25 protein-coding genes are annotated in these 22876 nt (G+C 37.1%); 12 read left to right on the top strand and 13 right to left on the bottom strand.

What is annotated here, in order from left to right; translation table 11 throughout:
- Nucleotides 1-133 precede the first annotated feature (133 nt).
- Both ACYQ0H_RS10565 and ACYQ0H_RS10560 read right to left on the bottom strand, forming a co-directional pair.
- Entirely contained in the window at nt 134-1375 is a 1242-nt protein-coding gene (locus ACYQ0H_RS10565) for an ABC transporter permease (protein ID WP_459812804.1), read from the bottom strand.
- Nucleotides 1376-1578: 203 nt separating this feature from the next.
- The gene (locus ACYQ0H_RS10560; protein ID WP_459812803.1) at nt 1579-2670 is read right to left on the bottom strand and encodes an ABC transporter permease family protein; all 1092 of its coding nucleotides are present in this window, start codon (nt 2668-2670) and stop codon (nt 1579-1581) included.
- Nucleotides 2671-3070: 400 nt separating this feature from the next.
- On the opposite strand from ACYQ0H_RS10560, the gene ACYQ0H_RS10555 reads away from it, so the two are divergent.
- From ACYQ0H_RS10555 to ACYQ0H_RS10540, 4 genes are all read left to right on the top strand, one after another.
- Nucleotides 3071-3331 (top strand): hypothetical protein, encoded by a 261-nt coding sequence (locus ACYQ0H_RS10555; protein WP_459812802.1) that lies wholly within the window; start codon nt 3071-3073, stop codon nt 3329-3331.
- Between the two features lie 215 nt (nt 3332-3546).
- Nucleotides 3547-4062, top strand: coding sequence for a DUF5104 domain-containing protein (locus ACYQ0H_RS10550; RefSeq protein WP_459812801.1), 516 nt, complete (start codon nt 3547-3549; stop codon nt 4060-4062).
- 91 nt (nt 4063-4153) lie between these two features.
- Nucleotides 4154-4660: a DUF5104 domain-containing protein gene (locus ACYQ0H_RS10545; protein WP_459812800.1), complete on the top strand. Its 507-nt coding sequence runs from the start codon at nt 4154-4156 to the stop codon at nt 4658-4660.
- Nucleotides 4661-4806: 146 nt separating this feature from the next.
- Nucleotides 4807-5340, top strand: a complete 534-nt coding sequence (locus ACYQ0H_RS10540) for a DUF5104 domain-containing protein (RefSeq protein ID WP_459812799.1) — start codon at nt 4807-4809, stop codon at nt 5338-5340.
- Between the two features lie 802 nt (nt 5341-6142).
- On the opposite strand, the gene ACYQ0H_RS10535 is transcribed toward ACYQ0H_RS10540, so the two are convergent.
- The 7 genes from ACYQ0H_RS10535 to ACYQ0H_RS10505 form a co-directional block, all read right to left on the bottom strand.
- On the bottom strand, nt 6143-6808 hold the full coding sequence (locus ACYQ0H_RS10535; RefSeq protein WP_459812798.1) for a hypothetical protein: 666 nt from the start codon (nt 6806-6808) through the stop codon (nt 6143-6145).
- 47 nt (nt 6809-6855) lie between these two features.
- A complete protein-coding gene (locus ACYQ0H_RS10530; protein ID WP_459812797.1) occupies nt 6856-7458 on the bottom strand; it encodes a hypothetical protein in 603 nt (200 codons plus the stop codon).
- 126 nt (nt 7459-7584) lie between these two features.
- Complete coding sequence (locus tag ACYQ0H_RS10525; RefSeq protein ID WP_459812796.1) at nt 7585-8055, bottom strand: hypothetical protein; 471 nt, start codon at nt 8053-8055, stop codon at nt 7585-7587.
- Nucleotides 8039-8512, bottom strand: a complete 474-nt coding sequence (locus tag ACYQ0H_RS10520; protein ID WP_459812795.1) for a hypothetical protein — start codon at nt 8510-8512, stop codon at nt 8039-8041. The genes ACYQ0H_RS10525 and ACYQ0H_RS10520 overlap by 17 nt, the downstream gene beginning before the upstream one ends.
- A gap of 613 nt (nt 8513-9125) precedes the next feature.
- The gene (locus ACYQ0H_RS10515) at nt 9126-9437 is read right to left on the bottom strand and encodes a hypothetical protein (protein ID WP_459812794.1); all 312 of its coding nucleotides are present in this window, start codon (nt 9435-9437) and stop codon (nt 9126-9128) included.
- 102 nt (nt 9438-9539) lie between these two features.
- Nucleotides 9540-10115, bottom strand: coding sequence for an alpha/beta hydrolase (locus ACYQ0H_RS10510; RefSeq protein ID WP_459812793.1), 576 nt, complete (start codon nt 10113-10115; stop codon nt 9540-9542).
- Nucleotides 10112-10249, bottom strand: a complete 138-nt coding sequence (locus ACYQ0H_RS10505; RefSeq protein WP_459812792.1) for a hypothetical protein — start codon at nt 10247-10249, stop codon at nt 10112-10114. Before ACYQ0H_RS10505 ends, ACYQ0H_RS10510 begins: the two co-directional genes overlap by 4 nt.
- Before the next feature lie 124 nt (nt 10250-10373).
- On the opposite strand from ACYQ0H_RS10505, the gene ACYQ0H_RS10500 reads away from it, so the two are divergent.
- Nucleotides 10374-10907 carry a TetR/AcrR family transcriptional regulator gene (locus tag ACYQ0H_RS10500; protein WP_459812791.1) on the top strand — a complete coding sequence of 178 codons (534 nt, stop codon included), beginning with the start codon at nt 10374-10376 and terminating at the stop codon, nt 10905-10907.
- A gap of 267 nt (nt 10908-11174) precedes the next feature.
- Here ACYQ0H_RS10500 and ACYQ0H_RS10495 read toward each other — a convergent pair whose 3' ends face one another.
- The 3 genes from ACYQ0H_RS10495 to ACYQ0H_RS10485 form a co-directional block, all read right to left on the bottom strand.
- Nucleotides 11175-12593: an extracellular solute-binding protein gene (locus tag ACYQ0H_RS10495; protein WP_459812790.1), complete on the bottom strand. Its 1419-nt coding sequence runs from the start codon at nt 12591-12593 to the stop codon at nt 11175-11177.
- 257 nt (nt 12594-12850) lie between these two features.
- Nucleotides 12851-14314 carry an alanine/glycine:cation symporter family protein gene (locus tag ACYQ0H_RS10490; protein ID WP_459812789.1) on the bottom strand — a complete coding sequence of 488 codons (1464 nt, stop codon included), beginning with the start codon at nt 14312-14314 and terminating at the stop codon, nt 12851-12853.
- 81 nt (nt 14315-14395) lie between these two features.
- Nucleotides 14396-15394 (bottom strand): LacI family DNA-binding transcriptional regulator, encoded by a 999-nt coding sequence (locus ACYQ0H_RS10485; protein ID WP_459812788.1) that lies wholly within the window; start codon nt 15392-15394, stop codon nt 14396-14398.
- Between the two features lie 393 nt (nt 15395-15787).
- Here ACYQ0H_RS10485 and ACYQ0H_RS10480 point away from each other — a divergent pair, with 393 nt between their 5' ends.
- The 3 genes from ACYQ0H_RS10480 (at nt 15788) to ACYQ0H_RS10470 (ending at nt 18300) form a co-directional block, all read left to right on the top strand.
- Entirely contained in the window at nt 15788-16474 is a 687-nt protein-coding gene (locus tag ACYQ0H_RS10480; protein WP_459812787.1) for a peptidoglycan DD-metalloendopeptidase family protein, read from the top strand.
- A 91-nt stretch (nt 16475-16565) separates the two neighbouring features.
- Nucleotides 16566-17243, top strand: coding sequence for a response regulator transcription factor (locus ACYQ0H_RS10475; RefSeq protein WP_459812786.1), 678 nt, complete (start codon nt 16566-16568; stop codon nt 17241-17243).
- On the top strand, nt 17236-18300 hold the full coding sequence (locus ACYQ0H_RS10470; RefSeq protein ID WP_459812785.1) for a HAMP domain-containing sensor histidine kinase: 1065 nt from the start codon (nt 17236-17238) through the stop codon (nt 18298-18300). Before ACYQ0H_RS10475 ends, ACYQ0H_RS10470 begins: the two co-directional genes overlap by 8 nt.
- A 132-nt stretch (nt 18301-18432) precedes the next feature.
- Here ACYQ0H_RS10470 and nadA read toward each other — a convergent pair whose 3' ends face one another.
- Nucleotides 18433-19356 carry a quinolinate synthase NadA gene (gene nadA, locus ACYQ0H_RS10465; protein ID WP_459812784.1) on the bottom strand — a complete coding sequence of 308 codons (924 nt, stop codon included), beginning with the start codon at nt 19354-19356 and terminating at the stop codon, nt 18433-18435.
- A gap of 205 nt (nt 19357-19561) precedes the next feature.
- On the opposite strand from nadA, the gene lepA reads away from it, so the two are divergent.
- Genes lepA through ACYQ0H_RS10445 form a run of 4 tightly spaced genes read left to right on the top strand, consistent with a single transcriptional unit; the run spans nt 19562 to nt 22874 of the window.
- Entirely contained in the window at nt 19562-21364 is a 1803-nt protein-coding gene (lepA, locus tag ACYQ0H_RS10460) for a translation elongation factor 4 (RefSeq protein WP_459812783.1), read from the top strand.
- A 40-nt stretch (nt 21365-21404) separates the two neighbouring features.
- Complete coding sequence (locus ACYQ0H_RS10455; protein WP_459812782.1) at nt 21405-21887, top strand: TFIIB-type zinc ribbon-containing protein; 483 nt, start codon at nt 21405-21407, stop codon at nt 21885-21887.
- A 39-nt stretch (nt 21888-21926) separates the two neighbouring features.
- On the top strand, nt 21927-22406 hold the full coding sequence (locus ACYQ0H_RS10450) for a hypothetical protein (protein WP_459812781.1): 480 nt from the start codon (nt 21927-21929) through the stop codon (nt 22404-22406).
- Nucleotides 22407-22433: 27 nt separating this feature from the next.
- Nucleotides 22434-22874, top strand: coding sequence for a hypothetical protein (locus ACYQ0H_RS10445; RefSeq protein WP_459812780.1), 441 nt, complete (start codon nt 22434-22436; stop codon nt 22872-22874).
- The last annotated feature ends 2 nt before the right edge of the window (nt 22875-22876 follow it).

The following is a 22876-nucleotide window of genomic DNA, read 5'->3' as shown; positions in this document are numbered from 1 at the left end:
CTCCTGATTTACCGATAACCGCAACAAGCTCGCCGTCATCTATCTCGCATGAAACATCGTGCAGCGCTTCAAATTCGTTGGATTTCTTAGGGTTGTAAATTTTTGTGATGTTGTTTAATTTTATCATAATTATCTACCCATTCTCCTTTATATTCTGAATAATATCAAGCTTTTTTAAAGTGATATACGGAATTATCATTGCCGATAAAAATGCGACGCACAACAAAATTATCACAGCAGAAGCTTCCGCCGAGCCTATCGAAAAATAATCTCTTAACAAGACGCTTTCTTTTGCAACAGCCTCAGTACGATAATTACTGATATCGGTATACATTTTAAAGTAGTTTAAATATCCGTATATGAATTTTACTGCAAAAGCTATACAGACAGAAATTAAAACCAAAAGGCTTATGTATGCCGCATTTATTCCGATGCATTGTTTTCTTGTCATTCCGTTAAGACAGTAGATACTGTATGTTTTTATTTCCTTTGAAACGCTCAGAGCAGACATTCCTATCAGTGAAATAACTGCGATCAACGCTGCTATCGTAAGGAAAACCATATCGTTTTGCAGATTCTTTTTATCGCGTATATATGTATTCTGATACGCCTGATTTAGATCGGTATACTGATATTTCTTGGAGGTCGCCGCTGAAAAAAATTCAGCCTTTTCCTCCTCCGTTATATTTTCTTTAAGCTTGACTGACTGGGTAAACATTCCAGGGTCAAAAACATATTTTTTACTTATAGATTTAAATAAATCCGGTGAATATTCGGCAAAAACATAATAAGAATTAATTGGAAGCAGATCATCCAATGATAAATAATCACTGCTTTCAAAGGAACGATGGTCCATAACCTCCTTATAATGGGAATAATCTATCAATCCTACGATTTTACCTTTTAAGTCTAAGTTGATAATATCCATATTTCCTTTTGATATATGTGTTTCCAGTTTAATATCTATAATGTCCCCTACCTTATAGCCATACTCATTTCCCGAAAACATAACCAGATTAATATAATCGTCCGACTTCTTTGCTTCAGAAAGCCAGCGTCCCTCTTTCATCCTGAAATTAAGACCGCTGCAGTAATCGCTGCTTAAGCATTTAATATAATCATTGCCGCAAATCAAACTAGTATAATAAAATGCATAGTTTTCCTCCACATACGGTAAATCCGATATATCTATAGGATCAAAACATTCATCAAGATTTTCTTCTTCTATTATTTTATTATTTTTCTCGGTTAACTCTGAATGTACATTGTCATACTCATCCTGGGTTATCTCACCGTTATCCAGCTTATCAGCATAAGGCTGTAATTTTTTGTCCAATTCATTGCTAAGATCAAATAACCTCTCATCAAGTTCCATTGCATAAGACACATCATATTGTAAATAATAACTATCCCCGCGGCAAACTTCTTTGATAAGATTGCTGGTTACAAAATAACTGTTTACTTTTGTAAGTATCATTCCAATTAAAAGCGTTATTGCAGCATATTGAAATATAATCAGAATAGTAGCAAAAGGATATCTTCTAAGCTGTTTAAACGCATATTTTAAAATCATCTTAATCATCCTTTCTGACGCTGTCTTATTTCAACGGCTGTTTTTCTGCAGTAATAAGTAAGAACAGGAAGAAAAATGATTAAGGATAAACCAATAATTATCGCAAAAGCTATTAATATATGAGTCCAAGAATAACCGTATGTAAATGCAAAATCGTATTGTTCCAAAAGTCGCATAAGACATAGCCTGAAGACAACAAATGCTATTGCAAACTGGAGCATTAACAGTAGCATTAATTCGCAGAGAAAGATTCCCATTAGACTTATTGCCGACGCACCGCAAAGCTTAAAAATATAAATTTCATTTGTTCTCATCTGAATTACATATGCATATAAATAAGCGCACGAAATTACCGCAACTACCGCCATAAGAATTAAGCAAATATTTTCAAAATCAAGCATTAAGGGGGCTTCCTCTAAAACATAATCCATTCTGGTTTCTATTTTCAACTCAGGAAACAGCTTCTCCAGCTTTTCTTTATCTTCTTTTGCCTGACTTACGCTCAGCTCTTCGTTATAGATTATTTTATATTCATCCGGTGTAATATAGTTATTTATCAGTGTGTTTTTTGGTATATATCCGTTTGAAATTCTATCGGGAGCATAATTCCCTATTATCTGTATTTCTGCTTCGTCTAATTTTATTGATTTTAATTCCGCTCCTATTCCAACCGACACCATAACGTTACTGCCGTTTTCAATATCCTCATCTGACAAAAAAACTCCGCTTATTGGCTCATACTTTTGAGCAAAGTCAGCCAGATTTTCTTTTTCATCCGTAATAAAGCAGGTTAAATAACCGTCCGGAGTATCTATGCACCCCTGCACGCAAAGCACAGAGCTATTATTTTCATAATAGCTCTGCAGTCTTTCTGAAATATCATCAATCGCCAGCATACTTTCCGTATTTTTTAATTTTATCTGATTAAGATCAAGATCGCCTGCGCTCAGTCCATCAGATAGGGTATCAAGCTTAACGGTAACGTAAAGAATAGTTATCGTTGATACGGTAAGCGCAGTAAGCATGATAATAAAAACAACAGTATGCTTGGAAATAAAGTTTTTAAGGTTTTTTATAACAATTGATAATGTATTCATGAAAATCTCCTGTTAGTGTGTAATATCTGTGCTTGCGCGTCTTACTCCTATATTTACTATAAATATAATATCATAAGTTTTAATAAAATACAATACTTTTTGCTAATCTTTGTTATTTATTATTAAACCAAATATATTTTCTTTGTACAATATAAACAAATACAAAACTATAAATTATTTATCAGTTAAGTTTAACCATCTTATATGTAAATATGTACAATGATAAAGATATTATTTTAACAATAATGTAGAAAATACGTTTATAATCACCCAAATTTTACTATAAGTATTGATTTTACTTTAACGCTGATGTATAATGATATTATTAACTTTATATTGTAGAAGTTAACGATTCGGATATAATGATCTATATGATGATGTCTTTAGAATCGGTTCTTATATGAATTACGGCAGAGTTGATTTTTATGTAGATGAAGTCAATTATTCATTATGGGCATGGAAAGGCGATTATTGGAATCTTCAAAGCGGTGCTGAGGTTGGATTGTATGTGTATAACAACGAGGTGACAGAAGAAGCAGGAACAAAACACTATGATGTTGTGGACTTTGAAGTGCCAATGACTTTAAGCCTCTACAATTACCAAAATAACGGTACATATGAAAATGCATTTAATTGGGTTCCAAAGGATGATCAATGGTGAATCACAGGTTTTAATCCAAAATATACAGAACCGAATCCTGATATAATGGTATCTGTTGCCTCTGTTGATTTAAGTGGAAATAAAAAGCTTTTTGATGCGCTTCTAAACGCTGATGAAATAGATGATTATTAGCATGAATTGAAGAGAGAAAATTTAATCTTTGATGAAAAAACCAAAACTGTTTGGATACAATGGTATAACGAAGGAGTGGCATAATGAAATCAAGATGTCGTCAAGCATTTGTTTTACTAATAACCGCAATTACTGTCACATTAACAGGCTGCTCGATATTTGATAAAACGGATTACGATGAATACATCTCACCATCTAAGCAGGCTGAAAACAATCTAGTTACAATTGTTGAGGAAATAAATAAACAAGATTCCTCCGCAATAAAACAATTGCTTAGTAGTAATCTTGTTTCGAATCATGAAGATATTGATTCAAGGATAGATGAAATGATTGATTTTATTGATGGTGAAATTATTTCTTATGATGATCCATTCGGTTCAGCTTGTGGCGGATTTGAAAAAAAAGATACAGGTGCGAAAATACAATGTCTTTTAACAGATAACGGAACGGAGTTTTACATTGCAATTAAGCAATGGTATAGTTATGACGAGCAACCTGAACAGGTTGGAGTATACAACATAACTGTAAAGAATCTATCAATGTTATCAAGTGATCCGGAATCAACAGACGCCATCTTTAGATTAATGGAGGAAAGCTAGCGTTATAGATGCCAGAAGCTGCGATTTTATGAATTGCAGCTTCTGACAAAATTTTATTAAACAACTTGTATACAACGAAGGAGTGGCATAAATGAAATCAAGATATCGTCAAGCATTTGTTTTACTAATAACCGTTATTACTGTCACATTAACAGGCTGCTCCGATGCAAAAGGTTATAAGACGCCTGATCAACTTGCAGTAGAAAGACAAACAGAAATAATGGACTGTTTTATCAACAAGGACGCTGAAACGATAAAAAGCTTTTTTAGTGAGTATGTTATCGAAACTTATCCGGATATTGATACCCAGATAGATAAAGCGTTTAATTTTCTGGACGGGGAGATTGTATCCTATGATGAACCGTTTTCGAGTGCGTCCGGCAGTAAAGACAGAAAAGCTTATGGAGCTGATACAAGAAATATTATAACAGACAAGGGAACTGAGTATAAGATTTCGTTTAAGGGTTGGCTTACCAATTCAAAAGAAACAAATAAGGTTGGTGTTATTTGCATAAAGGTGATTGATATGACTGACGAATATGATTATAGTAAAAATGAAAAAGAAAATGGCATTTTATATATTGGTGAGCCTGATTAAAAACAGATGAAATCATATTATGCAAAAACATACTTCTTATTGAAGTTTTGAAGTGCTGTATGTTAGAAGCTGTGATAATTATTGTTGCAGCTTCGCTTCTAATAAAATATTATCAAATAACTTGTATGCAACAAAGGAGTGGCATAATGAAATCAAGGCTTTTTTCGGCATTTGTTTTATTGCTAACCGCAATGGCAATTACATTAACAGGTTGTTCAGCATTAAATAAAACAAATTCTGAAGAATACAAATCTCCGGGTGACCTTGCGAAAGAGCGACAAACAGAAATAATGGACTGTTTTATTAACAAGGACGCTGAAACGATAAAGAGCTTTTTTAGTGAGTATGTTATCGAAACTTATCCGGATATTGATACCCAGATAGATAAAGCGTTTAATTTTCTGGACGGGGAGATTATATCCTATGATGAACCGTTTTCGAGTGCGTCCGGTAGTAAAGACAGAAAAGCTTATGGAGCTGATACAAGAAATATTATAACAGACAAGGGAACTGAGTATAGGATTATCTTTCATGGTCGCTTAACTAATGATAAGGAACCTCAAAAAATTGGAATATCCTGTATAACGGTAATCAACATTACAGAGGGAGCAAAATTACCACATGACGCGCCCGATTCAGATAGAAATAAGACAAGAGCTTATATTGGAGAACCACAATAAAAATCAAAATCCGTTCTTTTTTAGAACGGATTTACGTTTATGTCTACACTTGGCATGGTATTATTAATATGCATAAACGTTGAAGTAACCATAATAATGTAAATTATAGAAATTTTGGATAAGGAAAATGTATTTTTTTTCTTTGATATTTCCAATTATATCTGTTTTATCCTGCGTAATTTATATAATTGTTTTTTTATCCATTTTTAAGTGAGTATAGATTTAAGTATGCAGTAAATACTTTGATTTTTGCGGGAACACTTGGTGGGTTAATACCACTGATAGTAGTGTTAGCAAGCAGAATGGATGTTTCTTTCCACATTAAGAAAAAATAATTCCTTCAATAATCTATGTTGTTTTCAGCATTGCTTCATGGGCGTTTATTTTCACTAGGGCTTTGTCTTTTCTTACAATTGTTATACCCTGAATAATGATTGCTCTCGAAATTAAGTTTTCAATTTCTAATGGTAACAATAAAAAAGAGAAGATAGTGATGTTTTTATCAAGCCTCACGATACCTTATTGCGGAATGTTTTTAGATATATGTCACGCTTTTGCTACCACTGTTAGATATTGATAAATCTATATAATAAAACACGGCGGGCTTTGTAGTTATTCTACATTGTCTACCGTATTTTTTTACACAAATTCCAAATCTGCTGTTATACTTCTGCACAATGGGAAGATATCATATCAAAAGCACTTACCCTTATATAAATGTTTTTGATATAGAATCTTAACTTTCTTGTGCAAATTGTTCATTATAAAATATTCGATCATGAACTAAAAAATGGAATATTTATTATTCTACATTACTGCTTAATACTCCACAACCTACCTTTTCACCATCATGAAATAAATAGAATTTTGTCCCCTTATGGAAGTCAGCGTTGAAATCAGATAAAGGAATAAACTTTATATTCGCGCTTAAATTATTTGACGATATAAATTTAACGTCCTCAACGGAAATACATAAGGTATGAGAAATAGGATTATTATTGTCATCAATAAAGCAAATCGGAAAAAGCTTCTTTTCAGAAAATAAAAGTCGTCGTTTTATAAGAGGGATTTTTTTCATTACTGTAATTTTTACATTTGCTTTCTTTCTTGGCACAAAATGTTTTGACGCCATTTCCAAAGGCAATGCAATACAAATTATGGAGTAAATTGTCCAAAATAGAATTAGGCTATAAATAGAAAACACATATTTCATGAGAATAATAACGCCTAAGCCGAATACAGCGCCTAGACCGTAAATCCAACCAGAACGGTAAATTTTGCTGTAATTACCGCAATGAGTGCAATGATAATGACCTCTTTGAAAAAATCTGCCTTTGATAATTTCTCCACACCACGGACATCTTTTATTTAAGCACATAATAACACCTACTATTTTGTAATTAGGATTTGTTGTAATAAAGTATGTTACCCTGTCTAATCCAAACAATTGTTGAAATGCGTTCTCCATATTTGTCAATGCGGTTTTGAACCTCAACATCGCCATTGTTGCTGCAATTATTCATATTGATGCTTCAATGTTACCTCATCATATCCTTGTATCGGAAATTTAGAATCTATGTCAATCTTTTCAAGCTTGTAAATATGAATAAAACTTGTGGGATTTCCTTTCAATGTTACCTGTCCAAGAAATTTTGAAAAGCTAAGATTTAAACGTTTGCTATATGAATATGCAATTGAATCCATTTCATATCCAAACGCAATTACATAAGTATAATTTTCCAAATCCCACTGACTATAGTCTACACCATATTGATTGTTTAAATAGTCAATTGAATAAAATCCATTATAATGTGGGTCTTTAATACAGATCCAATATGGGGTATTACTTTCTATTTTATCTGTTGTACAGGTATACACTTCACTAAACTCCAACTCAAAATTGTGGTAATATATCAGCAGTAATATTATAATAACAATAGTTAATAATATCATAAAAATTTTAAAGTTTCCATGTATCACCGATTTTCTCTTCAAAATATTCATAATTCTCACTTGCAATCCTTCTACTATAAAAATAACACCAAGTTCCTTTTCCATTATGCATAATTGGTATTTTTCTGAAAGGATGTGATTTTGAAAAATAATCAACAGAATCATTTTTTAATGCTTCAACATATGCACCGTTAACCTTTTCAGATATCTTCCATGCTACATTTGTTCCAGCAAATTCTGTTCCTCCGTTACATGAATACAGATATACCTTTGATTGAACGTACCTTTCATCTAATTCTGAAATGATATGTTATCTGGACCATCTGGAAATGCAGATTCAATATCAACCTTTTTTATTTTATATATATGTATTATATCTGTCTTTTCACTAGTTAATGTTAATTTTCCAAGATAATTTTTAGGAAGTATCGAAAAATCCCAATTCTTGCAGTCGCTGAATGAATATTCTATATTTTTCATTTCATATCCGAAAGTAACTATGTATGTGTAATGTTCAAGATCCCACTCATCGTAATTAACATTGTATTGTTCTAAAAAACCTATGGAGAAAAACCCGTTATAATCAGGATCTTTTAAGCAAATCCAGTAAGGTGAGTTTTCTTTAATAGTTCCGTTTGAACTATTAGAATAAACCTCTGTAAATTCAGGTTTAAAATTGTGAAAATATATAAACAACATAACAATTATCAACGCAATTATCAAAGTAAAAAGCATCATCTTGAATTTATAACGTCCACTCATCTCCTATTTCCTCCGTATAATACTCATAACCATTATCGAAATGGTTCATACTGTAAAAATAACACCAAGTTCCTTTTCCGTTATGCATAATTGGTATTTTTCTAAAAGGATGTAATATTGAAAAATAGTCAACAAAATCATCCTTTAGAGCTTCTACATATTTTCCATAAATTTTTTCGGATATTTTCCATGCTACATTAGTATTTTCAAATTCAGTTCCTCCATTACATGAGTATAGATATACCTTGTTTTGCACATATTTATTGTTTAATTTATCCATATCTTCATAAGTCATAGTTTCTTCAAAAAAATACAACGAACCCATATCGCCATGCAAATACAAATGAATAGTATTTGCATATTTAAATTCTGGATTATTCCATTCCTCAATAAATTCATCTATTTTTGTAACATAAATAAATTTAACATTTTCATTATCGTAAGCATACTCAGACATCCATTCAGCTTGAGAAATAAAATCACTACCGTCATTATCATAAACAAAAAAGTAGTTCTTTCCTTACCCATTTTCAGTCCTTAATTTTTAATATTATACTGCTTTTTTAGAACTGAGTCAAGCTTTATTTGTGCGAATTTGGGGTGGGCAACTCAATCAAGTGTGATTTCACTGCTGAAATTCCATAAACAAAGCTTTTGACTGATACTAGAGAGGTAACTTGTTTAGGCGTTAAGCTCTATTTTTAACCGAAAATGGACTGCTGTTTCGGAGGGATTCTGACGCTACTACAGCAGAATCGGAATTTATACCCGAAATCCGTTCGGACCTCCACCTCGGCGAATATCCCTTAAACGTCTTTTGGTATCAGTTCTTTTATATAAAAAACCTCCTGTGTATTATGATGGAAATGGTTCTCCCTAACTTTAGACACAGGAGGCTGTAGAACTTAAGGGTATTTTAATTTTAACTAAAAAGCAGCAAATCTTTTCAGAAATACTGCTTGTAATCTATCAGCGCTATGTATCGCTATTTAATTGTATCTTTTATTGAAGCGAACTTGAAATAATTTCTTTGTCATTATCAAAGAATACTTTTTAATGATTTTTCACCATTATTTCACCGGCAAATATTTATCAAGATATTCTTCTACAGTTGCCATATATTCAGCATACACTTTATTATCATTTTGCAACCCAAGACCTGAATGTTCCATAACAAAATACTCATGTTCTACGCCATATTTATTAAGCGCTTTATTTAGCCTTACTGACCCAAGATATGGTTGGAATGTATCATATTTTCCGTAAGCCATTACAGTAGGAACAGTGTTTTCATCTACCCATAAAAGTGCCGAAATATCTTTCATCTCCTCGTCATAAGTTTCAGTTACTAACCATTCTGCCTTCAATTCTTTTCCCGTCATAACCGAAAATATTCCAACGGCAGCCTCTTTTGATCTATCTGTATCCTTATCAAAGCCGTAATTGCTCCAGTCTTCTGGATAAAAACTGGAAGGCCCAACCGCTTAAAAAACCATTGTTACCGATACTGGAGCGTCATCTGCATCTCGGTAAGCATACAGTAGTGCAAGACAACCACCTGCTGACCCGCCTGAGATTGCCATTTTGTCAATTGTATATCCAAGCTTTTCCGCCTCTGATACAACAACGGGCATTGCTTCTTTGATTTCCATAGACTGCGAATATACGCTTGCTTCCGGATTAGCGTCATTACGCAATGTATAGTTGATTCCCACTGCTACATAGCCTTTTGAGCAAAGCCATTGAAGCATTTCTGCATCACCAGACTTATCTCCTGTAGTAAATCCGCCTGCATGAAGATAAACTACAAGTCCGTATGTTTCTTTTGAGTTATCTTTGGGAACATAGATATCAAACTTGTTCGCTGCACCCTCTCCATAAGCAATATCGGTATGAATTGTTCCTATCTCGTCACTCCATTTCACATAGTATTTTCTCATATTTAAAGGCGTATAAGAAATTTTAAATACAATGGAACCTACAAACACTACAATAAATGTAATAATACACATCAGAACAAACAAACCTCTTTTATTTCCTTTCTTCTTTTTATTTATCATAGGAAGTTACCTCCAAACGGTGTGCCGCCCAACATCAAATTCATAAAGGCACACACCGCAAGACGACCTAAAATTACAGCAACAATAACGAGAACCAGCAAAATAATTATTCTTTTCTTTGTAAAAAATGCCATTCAAAAATCTCCTCGTAATTCACATTTTGACATTTAATATTCTTAGTGTTATTATGATGATACATTTGTATCGTCAATATAATTATATCGGCGAATTTCGATTGAGTCAATAGGAGTAAATAAAATGAAGCAATCAGAGCAAAATGTATCACCAATGAGTAACGAAGGACGCAACAATTACGTTATTGAACATATCAGAGAAGCATTTTTATGTTTACTAAAGGAAAAATCCATTGATCAGATCACCATAACTGAATTGTGTGATATGGCAGGTGTTGGCAGGGCATCATTTTATCGCAACTATAACAGCAAAGATGATATTGTAAAAAGTCACCTAAATCAAATTATTTCTGAATGGATTGAGGAATATGATCGAAAAGATAATTTCCCTTTAAGTGAACAAGTCAGAGGGCTTTTTACTCATTTTGAAAAAAATATCGTATTTTATAAGTTGCTATATGACCGAAATTTGATCTACCTTCTCAAGGATGTCCTTCTTGGGATATATGGTCCTAAACCTGAAGATAATGCAATATCTGCGTACTCAAAGGATTTTGTTGCATACACCCTTTACGGATGGATCGAAGTATGGTTTCAAAGAGGAATGCACGAAAGTGCAGAAGAACTCGCAAATATGTTTAGTGTTAACGGTTTATAATATCTCTATATATAAAACGCCAATATCCCAACCCGAATTGTTTAAAGTCAGGCTGGGATATTTTTAAATCTTTTTGATAAAAGCTGCATTTGGAATTGTCAAGAAAGAAAAAACTCCTTTACAATGGATAAAAATTAACATTGAGCAGCTTATTAATTACTTTATAAAAAAACAGCTCCTTGTTACCATTTTGGTTTCAAGGAGTTGTTTACATAATACTCTGAATAGTCTTTTAACTATCGTGTTTATTAGCGGCGGTTCTGAATTTTATTTTCCAATAAACTTTTTATACTGTGCATTGAATGTCTTAAGCTCGGAATCTATGGTATTATTATAGGTTTCTCGAAGCTGAGTCCAAGTATACTGAGCTCCGTCATCGTCAGTTTTCATAACCGAGGAATACATATATGAAATTATAGCTTCCTTTGTTGCGGTAGTAGCAGCGTCATCATCCGAAAGCTCTGTAGAAATTCCGTAACCCGGGTCGATCATCTGAACATATTTGTCAGTAAATGTTTCTTCATACGCCATATTGTACATTTCTTCAGTCCAATTGGAATTAGTAGTAAAGAACTTTTCCTTGTCGATCTGCTTATATTTTTCGTCAGTGTTTACAAGTCTGGCGCATTCCATCCATGTCTTCATGGCTTCTTTTTTAGTTGAACCCTTGACCCACATATATGCATTGATCTCAGGAGTGCAGTAATAGGTGTCTGAATTAGGATCCTTAGGCATAGGAACTATTCCCCATCTTTCTCCGTCAGCGGGTTTATGAGTACCGGAAACTGCCCATGGTCCCATAGCATAGAACAGAATATTCTTTTTAAAAGCGTCTGCAGCCTGACCTACCCAATCGGAGTAATACATTCCGTTTTTCTGAATATTGTAAAGCAGCTCGGAGGCACGCTCAAAATCGGCGTCGTAAATGTTTGAAACGTATTCCTTGTTCTCAGAGTCATATGAGATAAGCGTTTTTCCAGTAGAATGGAAAATAAATGGAGCAAACCAGCCGTTTACGCCGAACCTTTCTTCACCGTCTGAAGCGCCGGAGCAATATTCATCCATAAGATCATACCAAGTATCCCAGTCCCAGTCGCCTGCCATATAAAGGTCGTAAGGATCTTCAAGCTGAGATGCTTCTATCATACTTTTATCATAGGTAAGAACCGAGTTCGTAACAAATTTTACAGGGGCAACATAATGTTTTCCGTTAAGAGCAAAATTCTCTGCGGTATCTTTTACACCGCTCCAAAGGCTGCTGTCGAAATCTACAAGTTCGTCAATTGGCTGGAACATATCCTTGATAACGTTGGCAGGAAACGTCATTTTCTGCTCATACCAGAACATATCCGGCGGGTCGTTTGACATAAGCTTTGCTGCAAGCTGTTCATATTTCTCCATCGAAGGGGTCTGCCAATATGTAATAGAGCCGCCCTTCTTCTGGAAAAGATCAAGATCAGTCCTTGTTTCAGGCTCTCTTTTTGTCGGATTGATATCAAAATATGAAAGCCAGATCAAATCCTTTTCAGCGCCGTCTGAAATAGCGGCGATCTGATCTGTATCTTCGACCTTTACCTTATCAACATATGATTCTTCTTCACTCTTTTGGGATTTTCCGCATCCTACGATTCCGAAAACAGACGCAGCGGCAATTATCCCGGCGAGGATCCTCTTGGTATTTCTCATATTAAAACCTCCATAATCAAAACTTAAAAAAGTGATTATTACCTTATTTATATTTTAATTATATCATTGCATGTAAACGTTGTCAATAACACAGAAATACCTTAATGTTTGCGTAATCATTTTTGTTTATTTCACACAAATAACTGCTTGCTTTATAGGTGAATTCACACAAAGTGAGTTTTTGCTTCTTTACATAAAAATAACAGCGCCTAACTGCTATAAAACAGTTTCGGCGCTATTGTTTCATTGGTTAATAATTATTCTTCAGGCAGAGCCGGCAGTCGTTCACAGGAATTTTCAGAAGATCTGCTGAAATACGCCCGAGTTTCCCTTACGATCACAGGGCTCAGAGCAAATAACGCGGCAAGATTCGGCAGAGCCATAAGTCCGTTGAAAATATCCGCAATGGTCCATACCGAGCTTACGGTCATATACGGACCGATAAAAACGGCTGCAATATAAAAGAATCTGTATATTTTAACCGCGCATTCGCTCCCTCCGGAAAGATATTCAAGACAGCGTTCTCCGTAATAATTCCATCCGAGTATTGTTGTAAAGGCAAAAAAGACAAGACATATCATAAGTATAAAAGCCGGTACTGAGGCGGGAAGAAAAGAAAATCCTTCTTTAAATGCATGAGTTGTAACCTCAACTCCCTCATACAGTCTGCCGGTCGCCGGATTTACAGCGTTATAGCTGCCCATCATAATAATGGATATACCGGTCATTGTACATACGATTATAGTATCTATAAAAGTGCCGCACATAGAAACAAGTCCCTGCCGCACAGGCTCGTTGGTTTTTGCTGCAGCTGCGGCAATAGGAGCCGAGCCAAGTCCCGCTTCGTTAGAAAAAACTCCGCGCGCTACACCCTTCTGCATTGCTGCAAAAATTATAGGCAGTGAACCTCCGGCGGCAGCTTTGAAACTGAAAGCCTGAGAAAAAATCAGAGAAACGGCAGACGGAAGCCTTTTGATATTTATAAGAATAAGTGCAAGGCAGGAGGCAATATAAACTACTGCCATAAAAGGCACAACTACCTGTGAAACTCCTGAAATTCGCTTTATTCCTCCGATTATAACAAGCGCTGCACAGATAGTTACAATTAATCCTGAAATAATTACAGCTGTCGTATATTCGGTTCCAAATACGGTAACGGTATGCTTTCTCGCAGGGTCAAAGAAATTTTGAACCGCTGATGAAATTCCGTTTATTTGTGAAAAAGTACCTATACCGAAAATTCCTACGCAGGCTCCGAAAAAAGCAAATACTTTTGCAAGCCATTTCCAGCGTTTTCCCATTCCGTTTTCAATATAGTAAAACGGACCTCCGCATACATGACCGTTTTCATCTATTTTTCTGTATTTGATAGCAAGGAAACCTTCGGAAAACTTTGTAGCCATACCAAAAAAAGCGGCGATCCACATCCAGAACAAAGCGCCGGGACCTCCCGAAAGTATTCCTACCGCAGTTGCGACGCCTACTATATTACCGGTCCCTATTGTGGCAGAGAGAGCAGTGCATAGAGCGCCGAAGCTTGAAATTTCTCCTTCTCCGCCTTCTTCGTTTTTAAACATGAATTTAAGAGCTTTGGGCAGTCGGACTATCTGAAGAAGCTTCAGTCTTATTGTAAGGTAAATTCCTGCTGCTATAATTATAACAATTAGCGGAACGCCCCATACAATATTATCTATTCTTGTTAGCAGTTCGCTGAATGACATTAACTTTACTTTCCCTTCTTTAACCGAAATTCAGCGTCGGTTTAGTAAATAAATGCCCCCGAAATTTTTATTTTTTATCTTTTATTGATCGCCTGTTGATTCGCGAAGTATTACTTTATGTTCTACTGTATAATATCTGTTATCCTTATTTGAAGAAGCAAAATTATCTATAAGCTTCTGAACAACAAGTTCACCCATTTTTGCACAAGGCTGTTCAACGGTCGATACGGTAGGATTCATCATTTCGCACATTGAAATATTGTCAAAGCCCATTACGGAAATATCCTTGCCTACTGTCAGACCAAGCTCACAGGCTTTTCTTATAGCGTTCATAGCAAGTATATCAGAAACTGCAAATACGGCAGTAGGTCTTTCCTTCAGTGCGGCAAACTGCTCCATTGCAATACCGCCGTGCCAGAAATCGTAAGTTCCTTTATATATATAATTAGGATTTACAGGTATGTTATATTCGTTCAGCGCTCTCAGATAACCGGATTCCCTCTGTGATGATGAAACGGCAGAATCTTCTGTTCCGATAAATGCAATTTTTCTGTGACCCTTTCTTATCAATGCTCGGACGGCGTCATAGCCTGCCTGTTCATCGTTAACGGTAACTGTAAGAACGTTTGCGCCTTCCACTCCCTCACAGCAGAGAGCGACATCGTAATTTTCTGCAAGTCTGTTCAGCGTTTCGGCATTATATGATGTTCCGAGAAGCACTACTCCGTCTACCGTTCGGTTAAACAGCATATTCATTTGTCTCATTTCAACCTGAGATGTAGAGTTAGATGCGGTCGTAATTATATCATATCCTACTTTATTGGCGTAATTCTGCATTCCCGCAACTATCTTCATATAAAGGGAGTGGTCCGATGTCGGCATAATTACAAGTATAACGTTTGTAGCGCATTTCCTGAGATTTCTGCCGAGAAAATTAGGCGAATAATTGAGTCTTTCGATCGTGTCTTTTACAAGTCTTGTCGAGTTCTCGGAAACGTTTGTACTTCCGTTGAGCACTCTGGAAACGGTAGCAACGGAAACTCCGGCTTCACGGGCAACATCTTTTATAGTAACGCTCATATATTACCAATCCTTTCGTTGATGATCTGAAACTATTATTAAATTAAGCAGATGCTGTATCAGATAAAGACAATAATACTATTATATTATACCATATTTGATCTAACACTCCAATATGCATTACCAACAAAATTGTTTTTACATTTTAGTGTGTTTTGCTGTATGGTTCTACAACTAATCATATAATTTTACACTGTTGAATTTTGAATGCAAGCCTATTAAAAAACAGACTTAAAAAATATCTGCTGAATGCATAAGAAAGAATTTTATGTCAACAATAATGGCAAAGGACTAATGCTTCCGATGGCATTATGTACCGTGCTTGGACACACCTCCGAGCCATAAAAATCGGCAGAATTATTGCATAAGCTTAATTATGAAAGGAATGGCGTTATGAAAAAGTTCAAAAATACTAAGCTGCACAGAGTTATGGGCGGCAAGGGAATGTACATTACTTTGGGAGCGTGTATTCTCGCAGTAGGCGGAGCGGGAATTGCCGCTTACAACAAGGCCGTGACCAAAATAAACGATAACCTGACATTCTCTATTCCGGATACCAGTATCGTTCAGAAGGAGCAGCAGGCGGATAAGAAGCAGAGCGGCGTTGAAAAAGATGACAGCAGTTCAATGAGTGACGAAATGCAGGAGCTTTTGTCAACTCAGCCCAACGTTATGCCCGTCAACGGAGAAGTTATCAATCCTTTCAGCAACGGCGAGCTTGTTAAATCAAAAACCCTCGGCGTATGGAAAACTCATGACGGCGTTGATATTGCTTCTGATACCGGTACTCAGGTAAAGTCTATGAACAGAGGAGAGGTAACTAAGATATGGGATGACCCTCTATGGGGCAACTGCGTTACGATCGATCACGGCGACGGTATTATAGGTCATTACTATAACCTATCTTCAGCCGTAACAGTAGAAGAGGGCGATAAGGTAGAATCGGGACAGGTTATAGGAGCGATAGGCGATACCGCACAGATAGAGGCGGCTGAGGTTTCTCATCTTCATTTCGGGCTGAAAAGAAACGGCGAGTGGATAGATCCTATTAATTTCATTGACCCTAACAGCAATAAATAATACTTCCGGTATGTAATTCCGTCGTTCGGTTTACACAGAGTTCATAATTGTATGCTATTCTGTAATAAGTAAACCGAAAGGCGGAATTTTTATGTTTACTGTTATGGTAGTTGAGGACGACAATAATACACGCAGGCTTACAGCGGACGTTCTGGAGGAGAACGGCTATAAAGCTGTTTTGGCGAAGGACGGCATTGAAGCGCTTGAAATAATGGACGAAAAGCATATTGATCTTATCATAATGGATATAATGATGCCAAGAATGGACGGCTACGAGCTTACTAAACAGCTGAGAAGTGCGGACTGCAATATTCCGATACTTATGGTAACCGCCAAGGAAGCTATCAGCGACAAGAAGAAGGGCTTTATAATCGGTACGGACGATTATATGGTAAAGCCTGTCGACGAGGAAGAAATGCTGCTGAGAATATCTGCGCTGCTGAGAAGATCGCAGATTGCAAACGACCATAAAGTAACCGCTGGAGATACCGTTTTTGATTACGATACTCTGACAGTTATACACGGCGCGCAGAAAACAGAGCTGCCTTTAAAGGAATTTATGCTTATATATAAGCTTCTTTCATACCCAAATAAAATATTCACAAGACGTCAGCTTATGGACGAGATATGGGATATGGCGTCTGATACCGACGAAAGAACGGTAGACGTACACGTTAATCGGCTTAGGGAGCGATTTAAAGACAACTGCGATTTTGAGATAGTTACCGTCAGAGGATTGGGTTATAAGGCGGTGAAAACAGGTGAATAAACGCTCTGTAGACAGGCTGCTGTTCAAAAAGCACCGCTCTATCAATTTCTGCGCTGTACTGCTTGTATTTTCTATAATGATAATTGCGGGTATACTGACCTTTATTTCAGTAATTCTTTTCAGGCATTTCGGGCATTTTCCCAATAGATTCGAGGCGCCGCTGGTGATGATGTTTATAGCGCTCTGCGTCAGCGTTGTGATAGGCACTTTTCTATCAGTATTTGCAACACGCTCAATACTTAAGCCTATTAACGATATGCAGAAGGCGATGAAAAAGGTTGAAAGCGGCGATTTTTCCGTTCGGGTTTCAAGAAAGGAAACCTACGGAGAAATAGACGAGCTGGTAAAAAGCTTTAACTGCATGGTCGAGGAGCTGAACGGTATCGAAATGTTCCGTGAGGACTTCATAAACAGCTTTTCCCATGAGTTCAAGACTCCGATAGTTTCAATTCAGGGGTTTGCAAAACAGCTTAAAAAGGACAGCCTTTCGGAGGATAAAAAGCGGGAATACATAGATATAATAATTTCCGAATCAAAGCGTCTTACAAATCTTTCTTCAAATATACTTCTTTTGAACAAATTTGAAAATCAGCAGTTTATAACCGATACTGCGGATTTTTACCTTGACGAACAGATACGAAGCTGTATTCTTCTGCTCGAAAAACAGTGGTCAAAGAAAAATATTGAGTTTGATATAGAACTTGAGCCTGTTCTTTACAACGGCAATCAGGAAATGCTTTCTCAGGTCTGGGTCAATATTTTGAATAATTCAATTAAATTCAGTCCTCAAAATACCACAATTACAGTACGTACTTCTGTAAAAGATAATAAAATACGGATAGATATATGTGACTGCGGCGAAGGTATGGACGAAAACACTATCAATCATATATTTGAACGGTTTTATCAGGGAGATTCCGCTCATGCTTCAGAGGGCAACGGTCTGGGACTTCCTGTTGTTAAAAGAATAGTAGAGCTTTGCGGCGGAACGATAAGAGTTGAGTCGCAGAAGGGAAGGGGCACTGTATTTTCAGTATTCCTCAACGTTCAGAAATAGTTTTAAATATAAACATCAGCAGCAGAAATATGATTATATATGGAGAAGGGCGGAAGCAAAGAATTGCTACCGCCCTATTTTTCCGTTGATTTGCTGATACAGACGTATCTGTCAGCCGAGAATATTTGAATATCATTCTCCTAATCTGAGCATTTCGTCGATACATACTCTTGATTCTGCAATTTCTTCAGCTGTCATAAGTATTTCAAATGCATCTCCGCCGCCGATTCCTAAGCATGAATTGTAAACGTCCATTAGCGTCGTAAGCTTCATGTTGGGACAGAGAATTTTTTTGGAAAGAATATAAAATTTCTTTTCCGGACATTCATACTGTAAATGCTCCGCAATACTTATCTCTGTTCCTATTATAAATTCCTTTGCTTCTGAATTTTTGGCAAAGCTCATTATTCCGGCGGTAGAGCCGACATAATCAGCCTGCTCCGAAACTGCGGGAACGCATTCCGGGTGAACCAGCACAAGTGCATCAGGGTGCAGACGTCTGGCTTCCGTTACTTCACTTGGATCTACTGCAGCGTGGACAGGACAGCCGCCCTGCAAAAGCTTTATATCCTTTTCAGGTACATTTTTCTGAACGAACGCTCCTAGGTTGCAGTCGGGTATAAACAGAATTTTTTCTGCGTCCATAGCCTTTACTATCTTTACAGCCGACGAGGATGTTACGCAAACGTCGCATACGGCTTTTAACCTTGCGGTCGTATTTATATATGCGACTACTTTTCTGTCAGGCTCTCGTTTTTTGATCGCTTTTATCATTTCAGGTTCCATCTGCTCCGCCATAGGACAGCCTGCCATAGGATTCGCAAGAAAGACCCTTTTGTCCGGAGAAAGCATTTTAGCTGTTTCAGCCATAAAATGAACTCCGCAGAATAAAATATTCTTATTTTTGACCTTTGAAGCGTCAACGCTGAGCTTATATGAATCTCCTGTAAAATCTGCGATTTCGACTATCTCCCGTGCCTGATAGCTGTGCGCCAGAATACAAATATCCTTTTCCCTTTTCAGCTCAATGATCAGCTGCTGAATATCCTTTATCATAACCTATCACCCAATATATAAAATTCGACATATACTTATTTAATTATACTATATATTAAGGGTATTGTCAACTGCTGAAAAGACTTAAGAAGTTATTCCTCCGCGGAACATAAAATACGTCAGCAGAATTTGACTTTCAATTCATTCCATGCTATAATAAACTATAATGGAATAGTATACTTATCTCAGAGAGGAAATACAATAAATGAATGAGAAAAATATCAGAAATTTCTGTATAATAGCCCATATAGACCACGGAAAATCCACGCTTGCCGACAGAATATTGGAACAGACCGAAACTGTAGCTCTGCGCGATATGGAAAATCAGCTGCTTGATAATATGGATATTGAGCGCGAACGCGGAATTACTATAAAGGCTCGTGCTGTCCGTCTGAATTATCATGCCGATAACGGTGAAGACTATGTGTTTAATCTGATAGATACCCCTGGTCATGTTGACTTTAACTATGAGGTATCTCGTTCTCTTGCCGCATGCGAGGGGGCGGTGCTTGTCGTGGACGCTTCTCAGGGAATAGAGGCTCAGACGCTTGCAAACACATATCTTGCTATAGAACATGATCTTGAGGTCGTTCCGGTCGTTAATAAGATCGATCTTCCGTCAGCCGATCCTGAAAGGGTCTGTGCCGAGGTCGAAAATGTGATCGGTATTCCTGCTATGGATGCGCCGAGAGTTTCCGCAAAAATGGGAATCAATATTCATGAGGTTTTAGAGAGGGTAATCAAGGATATTCCATGCCCTAAGGGCAGTGAATCCTCTCCGCTTAAAGCGCTTATCTTTGACAGCTATTACGATTCCTATAAAGGCGTAATTATTTTTGTAAGAGTAAAAGAAGGTCACGTTAGGGTTGGCGATAAAATTAAGCTTATTGCGACAGGCGCAGAGTTCCAGACTACTGAGATAGGCTATATGGGCGCTACCGACCTGGTTCCTGTTGGAGAACTTCATGCCGGCGAGGTAGGCTATATTGCCGCTTCGATAAAGTATATAGGAGATACTCAGGTCGGTGATACCGTAACGAATGCCGACTGCCCCTGCTCTGAGCCGCTTGCAGGCTATAAAAAAGTAAATCCTATGGTTTATTCCGGAATATATCCTGCGGACGGAGCAAAGTATCCCGATCTTAGGGACGCCCTTGAAAAGCTTATGCTTAACGATGCGTCGCTGTCATATGAGCCTGAAACGTCAGTTGCTCTCGGTTTCGGCTTCCGCTGCGGCTTTCTTGGACTGCTTCATATGGAGATAATTCAGGAACGGCTTGAAAGAGAATATAATCTTGACCTTATTACTACCGCTCCGTCGGTTATTTATAAGGTAAATCTTACCGACGGCAGCACTGTTTATATAGATAATCCTACCAATTATCCCGATCCTGCGCTTATCGCTTCTGCGGAGGAGCCTATGGTAAAAGCCGATATTCTTACCCCCTCGGAGTTTGTGGGAAATATTATGGAGCTTTGTCAAGACAGGCGGGGAGTTTTCAAAAATATGACCTATCTTGATGAAACCCGTGTAGAGCTGCATTATGAGCTGCCGCTGAATGAGATAGTTTATGACTTTTTTGACGCACTGAAATCCCGTACGAAGGGTTACGCTTCTTTCGATTATGAAATGAAAGGCTATTCGCCCAGCAAGCTCGTTAAGCTGGATATTCTTCTTAACGGCGAGGTCGTAGACGCACTTTCCTTTATTGTTCATGTTGATAAGGCATATGCCAGAGGAAGAAGAATTGCCGAGAAGCTGAAAGAAAATATCCCGAGACAGCTATTTGAAGTGCCTATACAGGCGGCGATCGGAGGAAAAGTAATTGCCAGAGAAACCGTAAAGGCAATGCGTAAGGACGTGCTTGCAAAGTGTTACGGAGGAGATATTACCAGAAAAAAGAAGCTGCTTGAAAAGCAGAAAGAGGGCAAAAAGAGAATGCGCCAATTAGGTTCTGTCGAAGTTCCGCAGGAGGCGTTTATGTCGGTGCTGAAGCTTGACGATTAATTGTCAGAATAGTAAATAATCCTGCATAGGGGAAACAGATATGAAAATGAAAATTTGTCCCAAATGTGAAGGGATCTTTGCAGAAACAAAGTACATATGCCCCGACTGCGGGTGCATATTAGAATCCGATGATAATGTTACGTATAAGAAGTTAAAAAGAAATCTAAAAAGAATGAGCAGTCGTGCCGTAGATCTTTCGCCTGACAGAGCAGAGCTTGTATTGTGCCTGATACTTGCAGTTCAGAGTATACTTTACCTGATCGTTTCTACTTTGATCAAAAAGGCTGATATAGTAAATAGTCTTTATCTGTCTGCTTTAGATCTTCTTATCATAATATCGGTTGTGTTTAAGGGTTTTCTTTATAGAACATTCTCCTGGAAAAGTTTTATTACCAGGCTCAAAGGCGGTGATAAGGAAAAAGTGTATCCGTCTTTTTTTGAAAGCTTTCTGAGAAAGACAGCTTTGATCTTTTGGACGGTATTTTCTTCATCTCTGATCTTGCTTTCCTTTATGCCTGTTTGACAGCGGAAAACTTTAATAGATGTTAGATAGGAGTAAAAAATGGCTTTGCTTTTGAAAAACAAGAATTTATTTCATAAGCTTGCTCCGCTCTGGGCAGTTCTGGTTACCGCTTTATATTTTTGCGGCTGCTGGTACGCTTATTTTTACTGTGCAAGCACTGAAACCGCATATTATTTTAATACCTATGTAAAATACGGTCTGTGGGTCGTTTATGAGCTTATTTTCTTTTTCAGCTTTGCTGCAAATAATGCGACTGAATTTGCACGTCATGTGATGTATTATTTCTTATCGGCAGGAATAGGTGCGGCAGTATTATATTTCTGGATCGACAGAGTATTTGCTCCTGATATGTCGCAGGCTTACTGGCAGATAGTATATTATCTTTACAATAGCTATCATATCGAGGTCTTCAGAAGTATTGCGGTTGACTTGCTGGGTCTTGTACTTTTCGGAGGAGTTTTCTGTGCGGTGAAATACAAAAAGAATAATGGCGCTTGGATAAGAAAACATATACGCTGAACGCCGCAGATATAAAAGGAGATATTTATGGAAATTGCTGTTGCCGCCGCAGTAATATTGGTTCTTTGTCTGTGTCTTGGAGTAAGTCTGAAAGTTTTATCTGAGATCCTGCTTGCGGCCTTGTTTATCATAACCGCAGCCATGACATTGTTTTTTATTTTCAGCCTTTATAATATACTTACGTCAAAGCGCAGCAAAGGGGTGTTTCTGCGTATTGCAAAGGAAGAAAAGAACCGCTTTGACGCTGCTTTTTATCTTGTGGACGGACAAGAATATCCCAATGCGTTCCCATGCGAGGTAATAATGCGCGGCAGGCTTTACAGAGCCGGCAGGGAATCAACTTTGTATCTTTGTACCAGAAAACACTGTGTATATGATAAAAACGCCGCAGCCGCAGTAGCCGCCGGAATTATTTCCTGCCCTTTGCTTATTGCTGTTCTTATAATTTGCTCAGACATATTTTTATAACA

It is taken from the genome of Hominimerdicola intestinalis (assembly GCF_054655215.1).
This window is presented reverse-complemented; position numbering and strand designations above follow the sequence as displayed.

Bases quoted from the DNA above. Each gene is read 5' to 3' on its own strand.
- ACYQ0H_RS10565 (WP_459812804.1), bottom strand. From the start codon at position 1,375: ATGGAACTTGATGAGAGGTTATTTGATCTTAGCAATGAATTGGACAAA.
- ACYQ0H_RS10560 (WP_459812803.1), bottom strand. From the start codon at position 2,670: ATGAATACATTATCAATTGTTATAAAAAACCTTAAAAACTTTATTTCC.
- ACYQ0H_RS10555 (WP_459812802.1), top strand. From the start codon at position 3,071: ATGAATTACGGCAGAGTTGATTTTTATGTAGATGAAGTCAATTATTCA.
- ACYQ0H_RS10550 (WP_459812801.1), top strand. From the start codon at position 3,547: ATGAAATCAAGATGTCGTCAAGCATTTGTTTTACTAATAACCGCAATT.
- ACYQ0H_RS10545 (WP_459812800.1), top strand. From the start codon at position 4,154: ATGAAATCAAGATATCGTCAAGCATTTGTTTTACTAATAACCGTTATT.
- ACYQ0H_RS10540 (WP_459812799.1), top strand. From the start codon at position 4,807: ATGAAATCAAGGCTTTTTTCGGCATTTGTTTTATTGCTAACCGCAATG.
- ACYQ0H_RS10535 (WP_459812798.1), bottom strand. From the start codon at position 6,808: ATGGAGAACGCATTTCAACAATTGTTTGGATTAGACAGGGTAACATAC.
- ACYQ0H_RS10530 (WP_459812797.1), bottom strand. From the start codon at position 7,458: ATGATTCTGTTGATTATTTTTCAAAATCACATCCTTTCAGAAAAATAC.
- ACYQ0H_RS10525 (WP_459812796.1), bottom strand. From the start codon at position 8,055: ATGAGTGGACGTTATAAATTCAAGATGATGCTTTTTACTTTGATAATT.
- ACYQ0H_RS10520 (WP_459812795.1), bottom strand. From the start codon at position 8,512: ATGTCTGAGTATGCTTACGATAATGAAAATGTTAAATTTATTTATGTT.
- ACYQ0H_RS10515 (WP_459812794.1), bottom strand. From the start codon at position 9,437: ATGACGGGAAAAGAATTGAAGGCAGAATGGTTAGTAACTGAAACTTAT.
- ACYQ0H_RS10510 (WP_459812793.1), bottom strand. From the start codon at position 10,115: ATGATAAATAAAAAGAAGAAAGGAAATAAAAGAGGTTTGTTTGTTCTG.
- ACYQ0H_RS10505 (WP_459812792.1), bottom strand. From the start codon at position 10,249: ATGGCATTTTTTACAAAGAAAAGAATAATTATTTTGCTGGTTCTCGTT.
- ACYQ0H_RS10500 (WP_459812791.1), top strand. From the start codon at position 10,374: ATGAAGCAATCAGAGCAAAATGTATCACCAATGAGTAACGAAGGACGC.
- ACYQ0H_RS10495 (WP_459812790.1), bottom strand. From the start codon at position 12,593: ATGAGAAATACCAAGAGGATCCTCGCCGGGATAATTGCCGCTGCGTCT.
- ACYQ0H_RS10490 (WP_459812789.1), bottom strand. From the start codon at position 14,314: ATGTCATTCAGCGAACTGCTAACAAGAATAGATAATATTGTATGGGGC.
- ACYQ0H_RS10485 (WP_459812788.1), bottom strand. From the start codon at position 15,394: ATGAGCGTTACTATAAAAGATGTTGCCCGTGAAGCCGGAGTTTCCGTT.
- ACYQ0H_RS10480 (WP_459812787.1), top strand. From the start codon at position 15,788: ATGAAAAAGTTCAAAAATACTAAGCTGCACAGAGTTATGGGCGGCAAG.
- ACYQ0H_RS10475 (WP_459812786.1), top strand. From the start codon at position 16,566: ATGTTTACTGTTATGGTAGTTGAGGACGACAATAATACACGCAGGCTT.
- nadA (WP_459812784.1), bottom strand. From the start codon at position 19,356: ATGATAAAGGATATTCAGCAGCTGATCATTGAGCTGAAAAGGGAAAAG.
- lepA (WP_459812783.1), top strand. From the start codon at position 19,562: ATGAATGAGAAAAATATCAGAAATTTCTGTATAATAGCCCATATAGAC.
- ACYQ0H_RS10455 (WP_459812782.1), top strand. From the start codon at position 21,405: ATGAAAATGAAAATTTGTCCCAAATGTGAAGGGATCTTTGCAGAAACA.
- ACYQ0H_RS10450 (WP_459812781.1), top strand. From the start codon at position 21,927: ATGGCTTTGCTTTTGAAAAACAAGAATTTATTTCATAAGCTTGCTCCG.
- ACYQ0H_RS10445 (WP_459812780.1), top strand. From the start codon at position 22,434: ATGGAAATTGCTGTTGCCGCCGCAGTAATATTGGTTCTTTGTCTGTGT.